Source organism: Arthrobacter silvisoli, from assembly GCF_003369445.1.
GTDB lineage: Bacteria > Actinomycetota > Actinomycetes > Actinomycetales > Micrococcaceae > Arthrobacter > Arthrobacter silvisoli.
Window position 1 is genome coordinate 111,586 of the sequence record NZ_QRCU01000039.1, and the last position, 13,522, is coordinate 125,107.

Here is a 13,522-nt window from a genome sequence, read left to right on the forward strand (position 1 = left end):
CACAGACGATGACCAGTGCAACGGACTGGCGGCGCCGGAACGGCTGCGGGGTGATGCGGCGGGGTGACGCGGCAGAATTCGGCTGCGGGGTGATGCGGCGTCCCGGGACGGCCGCCTCAACGAAAACGACGACGGCGGTCCGGGACACCCCGTCTGTGAGGCTGTGTCCCGGCCCGCCGCCGTCGTGATCTCGGTGAACGGATGGCGCTCGCGCGGCGTCCTACTTGAGGTGGTCCACCAGCTCGTCCGCGATACCGGTGTAACCGCCGGGGGTGAGTGCCAGGAGGCGGGCTTCGGCGTCGGCCGAGAGGCCCAGGCCGGAGACGAATTCCTGCATGCGGGCTGCGTCTACGCGCTGGCCGCGGGTGAGGTCCTTGAGGCGCTCGTACGGGTTTTCCATGCCGGCTACGCCGGCGATTGCCTCGGCGCGCATCACCATCTGGATAGCCTCGCCCAGGACTTCCCAGTTGGTGTCGAGGTCGCCGGCGAGGACGTCCCCGGCGACATCGAGGGCCTTCAGGCCCTTGGCGACGTTCGAAATTGCCAGCAGGGAGTGGCCGAATGCCACGCCGATGTTGCGCTGCGAGGAGGAGTCGGTGAGGTCGCGCTGCCAGCGGGAGGTCACCAGGGTGGCGGCGAGGGTGTCCAGCAGGCCGTTGGAGATTTCCAGGTTCGCCTCGGCGTTCTCGAAGCGGATGGGGTTGACCTTGTGCGGCATGGTGGACGAGCCCGTAGCGCCTGCAACCGGGATCTGGCGGAAGTAGCCAATGGAGATGTAGCTCCAAATGTCCGTGCAGACGTTGTGCAGGATCCGGTTGAAACGTGCGATATCGGAGTACAGCTCGGCCTGCCAGTCGTGGCTTTCGATCTGCGTGGTGAGCGGGTTCCAGGTGAGGCCCAGACCCTCGACGAAGGACTTGGACACGGCCTGCCAGTCGGCGCCCGGAACGGAGGCGACATGCGCGGCGTAGGTGCCGGTGGCGCCGTTGATCTTGCCCAGGTATTCGGTCTTCGCGATGCGGTCCAACTGGCGGCCCAGGCGGTGCGCGATCACCGCCAGTTCCTTACCGAGTGTGGTGGGGGTGGCCGGCTGTCCGTGGGTGCGGGAGAGCATCGGCACGGCGCGGTTTTCTTCGGCCATGGCTTCGATCTGCTGTACCAGCGCACGGGCGGCCGGCAGCCAGACGTCCTCCACGGCACCCTTGATGCCCAGGGCGTAGGACAGGTTGTTGATGTCCTCGGAGGTGCAGCCGAAGTGCACCATGGCGGTCAGGTTCTCGATGCCAATGGCCGGGAGGCGGCGGCTGATGTAGTACTCGACGGCCTTGACGTCGTGCACGGTGACGGCTTCGATCTCGGCCAGTTCGGCCACGGCGGCGGCATCGAACTCGGTGACGATGCTGCGGAGCTTGTCCTGCTGTTCGGCGGTCAGGGGGCCCGCGCCGGGCAGCACGCTGTTGCTGGTCAGGTGGATGAGCCATTCGACCTCGACGGCCACACGGTCGCGGTTGAGGGCGGCCTCGGACAAGTAATCGACCAGCGGGGCGATGGCGGACTGGTAACGGCCGTCCAGGGGGCCGAGGGCAATCTTCTCCGGCGACGCGGCAAGGGCCAGGCGTCCGGAGGGCGTACGGGTAACAGCGGCGGCGGTTTCAGGCATGGGCCAATTCTTTCATGAACTGCGGCAGGCACCTTAAGCGGACTCCGCTATGTGAATACCGCCGCGGCCTGTCCTCCACAGCGGCCCCGCAGGCCGGTTGTCCACATAGCGCCCGACGGCGGTTCCGCGCCGCGGGAGCGCGCCGTAGCTTCGGTGCATCAGGGCGGGCAGCCCGGTGCCCGTACCGCGTTGGGAGACAGGAGCTGAAATGGGCGATACGTTGTTTGCGGCGAAAACCTCGTTTGATGCGGGGCAATGGACCCGGCAGGGCGTCGAGGTCCGGCAACTGGCCACACGGATGGCCCGGTGTGCGGATGAAGCGGATGCCGCGTTGTCGCAGCTTGGTCAGGCGCAGATGAGGCAATGGCAGTCGCCGGCGGGCCGGGCCTACCGGAACGTCGTCGCCAGCCACCTGACCGAGCTGCGAAGGGCGCGCGATACCCTACGGGAGGCCTCTGCCTTGGTGATGCAGGAGGCGGCGACGGCGGCGGTTGCTGCGGGGCAGGGCTACTGATGCCCGGCGTGCGTATGCAGGACGGCGGGCTTGGGCCTGTTGACCCGCCGGCGGACGAGGTATTGAAGGTCCGTGGCGGTGTGGGTGGGATCAGTTTCCAGTTCGAGGAACTCCTGGCCGGAGCCAATGCCTTGGACGGCGTGGTCCGGATGCTGGATTCCGTTGTCCTCGAAGCCGACGCAGTCCGCCGGGACCTCTTCGTGTCGGAACTGAGCACGTTGACCGCCGGCGGCCCGGCCATCGTCACCGTCGGGGACGGTGTGCGGGCCGCTTCCGCCATTCGTGACGCGATCCGGGCCACCGCGGAACAAGTTCGGGCGAGCCATCGCGAGTATGAATACACCGAATCATGGAATGCGATCGCCACCCGCGTGGGGCTGCTGCACCCGCCTCTCCTTGAGGCGACCATGCTCCTCGGCGGGGCCAAGCCAGGAACCCACCATGGCGACCGGGACCGGGTTGAACATCTTGTGGCCCAGCTTCCCCTCATTGTGGGATCCCTTTCGCTGCCGACCTCCGTGCTGGCCGCGCTGAGCGCGGCCTTGGGAGGCCAGACGGATGTCCGGGCCATCCTCCGGACCATCGTCGAAGTGCCCGGACTGGCGTACCTGAAACCGCGGCCTGTCGCGGTGCAGAAAATGGAAACCACGGAGGAAAGTGTCGATCTGTCCCTCGCGGCCCTGCTGCGCCGGACCGAGGATCTGCATGGCGAAGGAAAGGGGGAAATCGCCGTCATCAAAGTGGAACCCCCGGGCAACAAGGTCGCCTGGGTGGTGCTCATTCCCGGTACCCAGAAGGGTGAGCCGACGGGCGGAAGCAACCCGATCGACGAAGGCGGCAACGTCGACAGCCTCGGCTATGACTCCGCCTACCTCGCCCCTGCCATCCAGGAGGCACTGCGGGAGGCGGGTGCCGAGGCCGGACAGCAGGTCGCAGCAGTCGGTCACAGCCAGGGCGGTGTCCACGCGATGAACCTCGCGGCCAACAAAGCTTTCCTGGCCGAATACGACCTCAAGTACGTTTTCACGGCCGGATCCCCGGTCGGCGGCGTGAAGCCCGAGCCCGGGATCAGCAGCCTGCATCTGGAGCACACCCAGGATATGGTTCCGGGCCTCGAAGGCGCCCCGAACGCCGACACGAAAGACCGGGTGACAGTGACGCTCGAGAACTCGGTGGAAACCCCGGCGGGTCAGGATCCCGGCCTTGGCCCAGGGCACAGGCTGGAGATGTACGCGGAAGGCGCAGAACGGGTCGCCGCAAGCCGCGACCCGTCGTTGGTGGCATCCGCGGCCGTCCTCTCGGGCGTGCTCGGGACGCGCGGGCGCACCGCACAAGTTCCAGCCAAGGTGACCAGGTTCAAACTCACCCGCCAGGCAATGCCCGGCCCACCCGAGCTGCGGCTCCCGGCGAACCGCTCCGAAGCGGGGTGGCGTTGAAAGCCCACGTGCAGTCAGCGGCGGCGCGCCCCCGGGATCCAGCTGGCCACCATCGAAATCACGCTGATGATGATCGCGGCCAGGATCGCCGTCCAGAAGAACGAGTCGATCGTCAGGTGCACCGGTGTGTAACTGCTCAACCAAGCGGTGAGGAACAGCATGGCCGCATTGATGATGATCGTGAAGAGACCCAGCGTCAGGATGGTGATAGGCAAGGACAAGAGTTTCACGAGGGGCCGGACAAAGGCGTTGACCACTCCGAAAATCAGGCCGATGAACAAGTATGCAAGGACCACGCCCAGGGTGTCGGCGCCCTGGGTGATGCCGGCATTGTTCACAGCGTTGCTGGTGGCCGTGGTGGAAATATCCAGGCCGGGAAGAATCCAGTTGGCCACCCAGAGGGCCAGGCCATTAATCAGGACACGGACAATGAATGCACCCATGCGCCCATGCTTTCACACAGTGCTTCAAGGAGTGTCCATACGGACCCAAAAAGCCGACCAGTAGGCTTGGAACCATGACTTCTTCTGACATGGCACAGGAGGGCGTCCGGCCCCGCCCGGTGGTGGACAGCCTTCCCAAATACGCCGCCGGGAAACCACCGGCGGTAATTGCGGGGCTGACCAGCTACAAGCTGTCCTCGAACGAGAACCCGCTGCCTCCGATTCCCGCGGTGCTGGAGGCAATCGCCGATCAGAGCGACATCAACCGTTACCCCGATCCACTCGCCACCAAGTTGCGGACCGCGCTCGCGGACTTTCTCGGGGTCCCGGCCGACGACGTCGTCACCGGCGCCGGGAGCCTGGGCGCCCTGAACCAGATCCTCGCCGCCTTCGCCGGCCAGAACGCCGACGGCAAGGCCGACGAGGTGATTTACGCCTGGCGCTCCTTCGAGGCCTACCCCATCTGCGTCGGACTAGCCGGGGCGGAAAGCGTGAGGATTCCGCTGCTGTCCGACGGCCGGCACGATCTCGATGCCATGGCCGCCGCTGTTACCGTGCGCACGAAGGTCATCCTGCTGTGCACCCCGAACAACCCCACCGGACCCATCCTCACTGCGCAGGAAACGGAGCGCTTCATCCAGTCCGTCCCGGCCGGCGTCGTGGTCGTCATTGACGAGGCATACCAGGAGTTCGTCCGCGATAGGGACGCGGTGGACGGCATCAAGCTGTACCGGAAGTACCCGAACGTCGTCGTCCTCCGGACGTTCTCCAAGGCGCACGGCCTCGCCGGACTCCGCGTGGGCTACAGCATCGCTGGCGCGGAAATCACCCGGCACCTCCGTGTCGCCGCCACGCCGTTCGCGGTCTCGCAGATCGCCGAACGGGCTGCCGTCACGTCCCTGGCACACTTCGACGAGGTAGTGGAACGTGTGCAGGGTCTCGTCGACGAGCGTGAACGCGTTGTGGCCGGCCTGCGGGAGCTTGGCTGGTTTGTCCCGGAAGCGCAGGGGAACTTCGTCTGGCTCAACCTCGGCGAGCACAGTGCGGAGTTCGCGGAGCTTGCCGGGGAGCACGCATTGTCCGTCCGTGCCTTCGCAAATGAAGGAGTCCGGGTCAGCATTGGAGAGGTCGAGGCCAACACCAGGTTCCTGGAACTCTGTGCTGGTTATACAAATGTGCCGCGCCCTTTGTAGGGGTTAACAAATGTCCTTGCGTCCCTTACTGAGGATAAAGTTAGGGACGCAAGCCAAATATTCCATTTGAGGAATACATTCCCCAAGCGGAATATATCAGCGAAAAAATGCTCAGCGTCGGCTGTGGCAGGCAAAGGAGACGGAATGGGCTCAACCCAATTGCCCACCCCCCGGATCAACGGGGCCGGACAGCAGTTCCTTGAGGGGACGGAGTCCGGCGACCCCGCAACGGGGATGGTCCAATTGCTCGGGCCGGATGGAACGCTCGGCACGGATCCCGTGTTTTCGGACTACGCCAAGCGACTGGAACCGGAGCAACTGCGCGGGTTCTACGCGGACATGGCCAAGATCCGGCGCTTTGACCAGGAAGCCACTGCCCTGCAGCGTCAGGGAGAACTGGCCCTTTGGGTTCCCCTCACTGGCCAGGAAGCCGCACAGATCGGCTCCGGCCGGGCCAGCCAGCCGCAGGACTACATCTTCCCGACCTACCGGGAGCACGGCGTCGCCTTGACCCGGAACGTGGACCTCTCGGAACTCCTCAAGCTCTTCCGTGGCATTTCCAACGGTGGATGGGACCCTACCGAGAACAACTTCCACCTCTACACCCTGGTGCTGGCCGCCCAGATGCCGCATGCCGTGGGTTATGCCATGGGCATCCAGCGCGACCAGAAGCTGGCAGAAGCAGCAGGGTCCAATGACCCCAAGGCGGCAGTGCTGGCCTACTTCGGCGACGGCGCCAGCTCCGAAGGCGACGTTCACGAATCCATGGTGTTCGCGGCTTCCTACAGCGCGCCGGTGGTGTTCTTCTGCCAGAACAACCACTGGGCCATCTCGGTTCCCACCGAGGTCCAGACCAAGGTCCCGCTCTTCAACCGTGCCAAGGGTTACGGTTTCCCGGGCGTCCGGGTGGACGGCAACGACGTCATCGCCGTCCATGCCGTCACTGAATGGGCCCTCGAACATGCGCGCGAGGGCCGCGGCCCCGTGCTGATCGAAGCCCACACCTACCGGCTCGGCGCCCACACGACGGCCGATGACCCCACCAAGTACCGCGGTTCGGACGAAGAAACCGAATGGCGGGGCAAGGATCCCCTGGACCGGCTGGAGAAGTACCTCCGCGCCGAGGGCCTGGCCGACGACTCCTTCTTCGACCAGGTCAAACTGGACGGGGACGAACTGGCGGCCTACGTCCGCAGGACCGCCCTCTCGCTGCAGGCGCCCGACATCCACGACGCCTTCGCCGGAGTCTACGCCGAACCGCACCCCTTGGTCGCGGAGGAGCAGGCGTGGTTCCGGACGTACGAGGCAGGTTTCGAAAGCGAAGAGGAGGCAGGTCACTGATGGCCACCATGACCGTTGCGAAAGCCATCAACGAAGGCCTCCGCGCGACCCTCAACAACAATGCCAAGTCCCTGCTCATGGGCGAGGACATCGGCGCCTTGGGCGGCGTCTACCGCGTCACGGACGGGCTCCTCAAGGACTTCGGCCCGGACCGGGTGGTGGACAGCCCGCTCGCCGAGTCCGGCATCGTCGGCACCGCGATCGGCCTGGCCCTGCGAGGCTACCGCCCCGTCTGCGAAATCCAGTTCGACGGCTTCGTCTTCCCGGCGTTCAACCAGATCACCACCCAGCTTGCCAAGATGCACTTCCGCAGCAGCGGCAAGCTCACCGTGCCCGTGGTCATCCGCATCCCGTACGGCGGCGGCATCGGCTCGATCGAACACCACTCTGAATCCCCGGAAGCCCTCTTCGCGCACACCGCGGGCTTGCGGATCATCACCCCGTCCAACGCCCACGACGCCTACTGGATGATCCAGCAGGCCGTCGAATGCACGGACCCCGTGATCTTCTTCGAGCCCAAGCGCCGCTATTGGCTCAAGGGCGAGGTCGACACCGAGAACCCGGGCCCGGCGTCGGACCCCTTCAAGGCTCACGTGCTGCGTGAAGGCAGCGATGCCACGATCGTGGCGTACGGCCCCCTCGTCCCCGTGGCCCTCGCGGCCGCCGCCGCGGCGGCCGAGGACGGGCACAGCATCGAGGTCATCGACCTGCGCTCGATCTCGCCGATCGACTTCGACACCGTCGAGGCGTCAGTACGCAAGACCGGGCGCCTGATCGTGGCCCACGAGGCTCCCACGTTCGGTGGTATCGGCGGCGAAATTGCGGCCCGGATCAGCGAACGCGCGTTCCTGCACCTGGAAGCCCCCGTCATCCGTGTGGGCGGCTTCCATATGCCCTACCCCGTGGCCAAGGTCGAGGAGGACTACTTGCCGGACATCGACAAGATCCTCGAAGCCTTGGACCGTTCGCTGGCCTACTAGCCGCTCCTGCCTGCATCGCGCCCCTGCCGGGCCGCCTGCTGAAACGTAAGGACCGAAGTGACTGTAAAGAAATTCAACCTCCCGGATGTCGGCGAGGGCCTGACCGAGGCCGAGATCGTCTCCTGGAAGGTCAAGCCGGGCGACGCCGTGGCCATTAACGATGTCATCTGCGAGATCGAGACGGCCAAGTCCCTCGTCGAGCTCCCGTCGCCGTACGCCGGCACGGTGGCCGAGCTCCTCGTGGCCGAGGGCATCACAGTGGAAGTCGGAACGCCCATCATCGGTATTTCCGACGGAGCCGAGGCAACCGCCGGTGAGGCGACCGCCCCGGCTGCTCCCGCCGTCGTCGAGCCCTCAACGCCAGAGACGCCGATGTACGGCAAGCTGCCCGAGGACACGCCCGACGGCGGTGGCTCCGACTCCGGACCGGCCGGCGGTCCTCTGGTCGGCTCCGGTCCCAAGGCCGACGCCGTCAAGCGGCGCCCGCGGCGGCATGCCCCGGTGGCGTCGGCACAGTCCGCCGCGGCCGCTGCAACCCCGGCTGCTCCCGCCGCCGTCGAGACCCCTGCGCCCGCGCGGCCTGCCGCCGCTCCGGCTCCCGCAGCCCCGGTGGAAACTCCGCAGGCTCCTGCCGCCGCAGGCCTCGGCGGGGCCCTTGGTGCAACGGTCAGCGGCATTGTCAGCCGCGTGCTCGCCAAACCGCCGGTGCGGAAGATCGCCCGCGACCTCGGCATCGACCTTGCCGACGTCACCGCCACCGGCGCCCGCGGCGAGGTGACCCGCGAGGACCTGGTCAGCTACCAGGCCCAGCGCGACGCCGAACTGGACCAGGCCGACACCTTCTGGGGCGCTTCGCGCAAGCCCCAGGACCAGCGCGTGGAGCGGATCCCGGTCAAGGGCGTGCGCAAGGCCACGGCCAAGGCCATGGTGGATTCCGCGTTCACCGCCCCGCACGTGAGCATCTTCGTGGATGTGGATGCCAGCCGCACCATGGAATTCGTCAAGCGGCTGAAGGCCTCCCGCGACTTCGAGGGCATCAAGGTTTCGCCGCTGCTGATCCTCGCCAAGGCCGTCATCTGGGCCGCCGCACGCAACCCCAGCGTCAACGCCAGCTGGGTGGAAAACGCGGACGGCAAGGGCGGCGCGGAAATCCAGGTCAAGCACTTCATGAATCTGGGCATCGCGGCCGCCACCCCGCGGGGCCTGATGGTGCCGAACATCAAGGACGCCCAGGACCTCTCCCTCAAGGAACTCGCCCTGGCCTTGAACGAGCTTGCCACCACCGCGCGCGCCGGCAAGACGCAGCCCGCGCAGATGCAGGGCGGCACCCTGACCATCACCAACATCGGCGCCCTCGGCATCGACACCGGAACGCCGATCATTAACCCGGGTGAGGTGGCGATCGTCGCCTTCGGCACCATCAAGCAGAAGCCCTGGGTGCTCGACGGCGAGGTCATCCCGCGCTGGATCACCACCCTGGGCGGATCCTTCGACCACCGCGTGGTCGACGGCGACCTGTCCGCCCGTTTCATGGCCGACGTCGCTGCCATCCTCGAGGAGCCGGCGCTGCTGCTGGACTAGTCTGCGGGCCCGGAAGGGCCCCTTAGACGGCAAGAGCCCGGCGGCGCCATCCGGCGCTGTCGGGCTCATCTGCGCGCTGGGCCCAGGCTTTCAGCGGGCCAGCGGGATCAGTACAGGGAAGTTGAGTAGGAGAGCTGGGCCAGCTGCTCGTCGCTCATGTTGCCGGTCAGTGCGATGGACGCGGCTGCAGCGAGGAGGCCGATGGCCAGCATCATTGCCGAACCCATAACCAGGGCGCGCCAGTCCGAACGCAGCACGCTGCGGAGGGTTTCCGGCATCTCCAGCAGCGGGGAAATGAGGTTCGGGGCGCTGTCAGTGGTTCCGTCGTTGAGGACGGCGACGACGCGGTCATTGCTCCGGTCGAAACGCATGGAGCTGATGAGGTTTCCGTGGCGGGCGAGGAGGATGTCGTGCCCGACGCGCTGGCGCTGCAGAGTAAGCAAGATGAGGTCCTGGAGGTCGTTGTGGTGGGCGGCTCGCGCCTTCGGGGGCCTTCCTCAATTTTATCGGCGGGGACCTTCCGGACCGGCCGAGAACGGGGTGAGAACGCCCACCACGCCGCGTGATTCGCGTCAAGGATGGCAGTGCGGCGCGTCATACCAGCACCGCGGCAGGACCTCACCGCGGCACAGAAAAAAGCCGGCCGGTTCCCGGTTTTCACCAGGGAACCGGCCGGCTCTGCGAGCACGCGGTTCGGGAACCTGCCTTAGGCGGGTTCGTCCGTCTTGGCGATGTACACATCGCAGGGGGCATTGTGCGCAACGGTGTTCGCGACGCTGCCCAGGATGCGGGCGAGGCCCTGCATGCGGCGGTTTCCGACCACGATCAGCTGGGCATCCACACGCTCGGCTTCCCTGACGAGTGCTTCGCCGGCCTTGCCGCGGACGGCGCCGTAGCTGGTCTGCAGCCGCTCGGAGGCGAGTTCCCCGGCGATGGTGCGCGCAACCTTTTCAGCGGCGTCTGCGTCGGAAAGGACCCATTTGTCGGCGCCGCTCTCGACAATCTCGACGCGGTCGCTCTCAAATGCCGTGACGACGCGCAGTTCGGCTTCCAAGGCCGTTGCCAGCCGCTTGGCCGATTCGGCCGCCCGGCGTGCCGTTTCGCTTCCGTCGACGCCGACGAGGACTACACCGCTCATAGACCTGCTCCTTTGCTGGATCTGTTTTCAATCGCTTCCGTGAGTACGTTCGAGAGTCTCCGGACGCCTTCGGCAATACTATCGGGAGGCACGGCGCTGAACGCCAAACGCAGTTTGTTTGATGGACCGTCCGACGGCGTGAAGGCCGCGCCGGGGATGAACACGACGCCGGCATCGATCGCCTTGTGGAGCAGCGGATAGGTGTCTACGCCCTGGGGCAGCGTCACCCAGACGAAGAAGCCGCCGTCGGGCCGCGTCCAGCTCAGGCCCTCGGGCATGTACTTGTCCAGAGCCGAGAGCAGGGCCGCGCACCGCTCCTGGTACAGCGTCCGGTACGTTTCGATCTGGCCACGCCAGTCATAATCGCGCAAGTAGGCCGAGATGAGCATTTGGTTGAGCGTCGGAGGGCACAACGTTACGGCCTCGGACGCCAGGTAGAAGCGCCGCTGCAGGTGTTCCGGAACGAGGGCCCAGCCGATGCGAAGCCCGGGCGCGAAGATCTTGGAGAAGGAACCCATGTAAATGACGTCGTGGGCGTTTTGGGCCCGCATCGGCGCCAGGGGCTTGCCGTCGAAACGCAGCAGGCCGTAGGGATTGTCCTCCAGCACTAGAATATTCGCCTTGCGGCATATATCGACGATCCGCTGGCGGCGCCCGGCGGCAAGGGTGATCCCGGAGGGGTTGTTGAAGTTGGGGATCGTGTAGAGGAACTTGATGTTCTTGCCCTGGGCCTGCAGCTCCGCGATACGGGATTCGAGGATCTCCGGCACCAGGCCGTCGCCGTCCATGTCCACGGCTTCAACCTGGACCTGGTACGCCTCGAAGGTGTTCAGGGCGCCGACGTACGTGGGGTTTTCCACGAGCACCACGTCGCCAGGATCGCAGAAGACCTTGGTGGCGACGTCCTGCGCCGACTGGGAGCCCGCCGTGATGACCACATTCTCCGGCCGGGCATCGGTGATGCCCTCGGCCGCCATGATCTCGCAGATCTGGGTGCGCAGTTCCTCGGTGCCCTGGCCGCCGCCGTATTGCAGGGCGGTCATGCCGTCCGTGGCGATGATCCGGGCTGCGGTTTGGCCCAGCTTTTCCAGGGGCAGGGACTGAAGGTAGGGGTTTCCGCCTGCAAGGGACACGAGGCCCGGCCGCATGGAGATGTCGAAGACGTCCCGTACGGCTGACTGCTTGATGTTGGCGGCGCGCTCCGAGAACAGTTCCTCGTGGCGGTGGGCGGCGGTGGCCGCCCTCTCGATGGCGTCGATCGCTTCGGCGGGCAGCTCCGGCCCGGCGTCCAGTGTTTCGTGGGTCACAGTGAAAAGGATACTCCCCGGAGTTGCCAATTGGGCAACAATTGTTTTCGAAAGCGCTCCGCTGGCTTGCACGAGCTGGCGGCACATGCCCTCTGGAGGCGCCACTGGGGCCATGTGCTGCCAGTTCGCGCAGCGGAACAGGGAATGGCCGACGCCGGTGCGAATGTCGGTGCCCCGGCGTAGCTTTGGCGCAAGGCAGTTTGATGGCGGACGCGAAGCGGACAAGGCACAGGATGGTGGGCTGGTGAAACGAAGCGTGCAGTTCTGGCGGATCGACACGGTGAACGGCGACGGGTTGTTCCGGCCGTTTCCCGTGCGCCGGGTGGCGGACGTGCTGCGGCAGGCAGAAGCCGACGGCGTTGACCGCCACTTCCGCTGCGCCGACGGAACCGTCCTGCTCGCCCAGGCGGCCGCCGTCGCACCCGTTCCGGTGCTGCTGCTGGACCGTGTGCGTGGCAGGGACCTGCCGAGCGTGGGGGACAGCGCGGGGCGCCGCAAAGCGCTGCCGCTCGACGCCGGCGACCGCCTCCTGGAGACCACGTACTTCGCCTTCCTGAAGCGCAATGTCGTGGCGGTGCTGGGAAGCGGAAACGGGCCTCGGGCTGCGCGGCTCGGGGAGTATCTTGGCGGGATGCTTGGAGTGGAGCCGGGCCTGGTTCCCGTTGTCCGCGAAGACGTCGAAGACATCCTTGACCGTCTGGACGTCAGCCGCTTCGAATTCTCCCTGCCGGCTGGCCGCCTGTCCGGGACATCCATGGACGGCGAATGGGCAGATGTGCTGGACAGCGCTTCGCGCCTCATGAGTGAAGGCACGTTCAGGGTGTCCCTCAGCGTCGGCCGCAGCGGCAGCGCGCGGGACAAGCAACGCATCAGGGAACGCATCCAGCACCTGATTGACGTGTTCCGGCGTGCCGGATCCATGGAGCAGTTCGACCACGTGGTGGCCGAGGGCAAGAACTCCGTCAGCGGCGACCGGGAAGTGGTGGACCTGCTCAAGGAGCGGTTCATTTCATACGTGGACGTTGACGCGGGCGCCTTCAACGATCCAGCCCGCGCCGCGGCCGAGGCCATGGATATCCTGCGCAAGCAGGCGCAGACCCACGAGGACTTCTTTGCCAGGACGCTGCCGGAGGTGACAGGAACGCCGGACAATTCCGTGGTCCCGGCCTTCGCCGCGGCCACCGCCGTGCAACTGGCAGCCGAAGCGTCAGCCAGGACGGAGCCGGTAACCGGAGCGGAGCCGGCACCTAGAGCGGAACCGGCACCAAGAGCGGAGCCGGCACCAAGAGCGGAGCCGGCGGAGCGGTTGACCGCGGAGGAGCGGGTCCTGACGGGAGGTTCCGCGCGATGAGCCTGTACAACGTCGAGATCGGCCGCCCGCGCCGCGCCGCCGCTTGGCGCTGGTTCCTCGAGCATCCCCGCGCAGACCTGCTTTGGGGGGCCTTGGCGCTGGGTGCCTGGCTGGCCGTGTCCGCCGTCTTGGCGCAACCGTTCCTGATCGAAGGTGTCGCCGAAGACCCGCGCCGGACCCTGTTCCAGACCCTGGCCACCCTGTCCGGCGCCGTCGCCGGCCTCATCCTCAGCAGCGTTTCCATGCTGGTGAACGTGCTGGGAAAGAAGGCGCCACCGGGGCAGCGGGCACTACCCTTGGAGCGGCTGGCCCCGGACCATCGGCGGCAGATCGGCGAGGCGTTCCTTTCCGTCATCCCGGTCCTGGCCGCCCTCCTCGTGGCAGCGTTGGCGGCAATCCTCGTGGAGGGCGACGGTGTCACTGGCGTCTGGCCCATTGAAGCGGTGGTGTTCGGGCTCGGCTTCGCTGCAGCGCTCGGGTTGGTGCGGATGGCCTGGGCCTTGCGGCGCCTGATTGCGATCGCCACGTCATGAGCCGCCTCCCGGAACCGGCGCCGGGGCCGGAACCGGGCCCGGGAC

General features: G+C 66.6%; 13 protein-coding genes. 8 read left to right on the forward strand and 5 right to left on the reverse strand.

Annotated features, from left to right (window positions below):
- Nucleotides 1-220: 220 nt before the first annotated feature.
- Nucleotides 221-1,660, reverse strand: coding sequence for an adenylosuccinate lyase (purB, locus tag DWV11_RS11290; RefSeq protein WP_115788974.1), 1,440 nt, complete (start codon nucleotides 1,658-1,660; stop codon nucleotides 221-223).
- A gap of 208 nt (nucleotides 1,661-1,868) precedes the next feature.
- Here purB and DWV11_RS11295 point away from each other — a divergent pair, with 208 nt between their 5' ends.
- Entirely contained in the window at nucleotides 1,869-2,174 is a 306-nt protein-coding gene (locus tag DWV11_RS11295) for a hypothetical protein (RefSeq protein ID WP_115788976.1), read from the forward strand.
- A gap of 14 nt (nucleotides 2,175-2,188) precedes the next feature.
- On the forward strand, nucleotides 2,189-3,610 hold the full coding sequence (locus DWV11_RS11300; protein WP_115788977.1) for a hypothetical protein: 1,422 nt from the start codon (nucleotides 2,189-2,191) through the stop codon (nucleotides 3,608-3,610).
- Between the two features lie 14 nt (nucleotides 3,611-3,624).
- Here DWV11_RS11300 and DWV11_RS11305 read toward each other — a convergent pair whose 3' ends face one another.
- Complete coding sequence (locus tag DWV11_RS11305) at nucleotides 3,625-4,053, reverse strand: phage holin family protein (protein WP_115788979.1); 429 nt, start codon at nucleotides 4,051-4,053, stop codon at nucleotides 3,625-3,627.
- Between the two features lie 74 nt (nucleotides 4,054-4,127).
- On the opposite strand from DWV11_RS11305, the gene DWV11_RS11310 reads away from it, so the two are divergent.
- From DWV11_RS11310 to DWV11_RS11325, 4 genes are all read left to right on the forward strand, one after another.
- Complete coding sequence (locus DWV11_RS11310) at nucleotides 4,128-5,246, forward strand: histidinol-phosphate transaminase (RefSeq protein WP_115788980.1); 1,119 nt, start codon at nucleotides 4,128-4,130, stop codon at nucleotides 5,244-5,246.
- 144 nt (nucleotides 5,247-5,390) lie between these two features.
- On the forward strand, nucleotides 5,391-6,587 hold the full coding sequence (gene pdhA, locus DWV11_RS11315) for a pyruvate dehydrogenase (acetyl-transferring) E1 component subunit alpha (protein WP_115788982.1): 1,197 nt from the start codon (nucleotides 5,391-5,393) through the stop codon (nucleotides 6,585-6,587).
- Nucleotides 6,587-7,567 (forward strand): alpha-ketoacid dehydrogenase subunit beta, encoded by a 981-nt coding sequence (locus DWV11_RS11320; protein ID WP_115788983.1) that lies wholly within the window; start codon nucleotides 6,587-6,589, stop codon nucleotides 7,565-7,567. Before pdhA ends, DWV11_RS11320 begins: the two co-directional genes overlap by 1 nt.
- A gap of 57 nt (nucleotides 7,568-7,624) precedes the next feature.
- Nucleotides 7,625-9,148 carry a dihydrolipoamide acetyltransferase family protein gene (locus tag DWV11_RS11325; RefSeq protein WP_115788985.1) on the forward strand — a complete coding sequence of 508 codons (1,524 nt, stop codon included), beginning with the start codon at nucleotides 7,625-7,627 and terminating at the stop codon, nucleotides 9,146-9,148.
- Nucleotides 9,149-9,255: 107 nt separating this feature from the next.
- On the opposite strand, the gene DWV11_RS11330 is transcribed toward DWV11_RS11325, so the two are convergent.
- The 3 genes from DWV11_RS11330 to DWV11_RS11340 form a co-directional block, all read right to left on the reverse strand.
- Nucleotides 9,256-9,591: a hypothetical protein gene (locus DWV11_RS11330; RefSeq protein WP_115788986.1), complete on the reverse strand. Its 336-nt coding sequence runs from the start codon at nucleotides 9,589-9,591 to the stop codon at nucleotides 9,256-9,258.
- 263 nt (nucleotides 9,592-9,854) lie between these two features.
- The gene (locus DWV11_RS11335; RefSeq protein ID WP_115788988.1) at nucleotides 9,855-10,286 is read right to left on the reverse strand and encodes a universal stress protein; all 432 of its coding nucleotides are present in this window, start codon (nucleotides 10,284-10,286) and stop codon (nucleotides 9,855-9,857) included.
- The gene (locus tag DWV11_RS11340) at nucleotides 10,283-11,593 is read right to left on the reverse strand and encodes an aminotransferase-like domain-containing protein (protein ID WP_115788990.1); all 1,311 of its coding nucleotides are present in this window, start codon (nucleotides 11,591-11,593) and stop codon (nucleotides 10,283-10,285) included. The genes DWV11_RS11335 and DWV11_RS11340 overlap by 4 nt, the downstream gene beginning before the upstream one ends.
- A gap of 244 nt (nucleotides 11,594-11,837) precedes the next feature.
- On the opposite strand from DWV11_RS11340, the gene DWV11_RS11345 reads away from it, so the two are divergent.
- Together DWV11_RS11345 and DWV11_RS11350 are read left to right on the forward strand one after the other, a co-directional pair.
- Nucleotides 11,838-12,944 (forward strand): hypothetical protein, encoded by a 1,107-nt coding sequence (locus DWV11_RS11345; RefSeq protein ID WP_245953562.1) that lies wholly within the window; start codon nucleotides 11,838-11,840, stop codon nucleotides 12,942-12,944.
- Nucleotides 12,941-13,477 carry a hypothetical protein gene (locus DWV11_RS11350; RefSeq protein WP_115788991.1) on the forward strand — a complete coding sequence of 179 codons (537 nt, stop codon included), beginning with the start codon at nucleotides 12,941-12,943 and terminating at the stop codon, nucleotides 13,475-13,477. The genes DWV11_RS11345 and DWV11_RS11350 overlap by 4 nt, the downstream gene beginning before the upstream one ends.
- The last annotated feature ends 45 nt before the right edge of the window (nucleotides 13,478-13,522 follow it).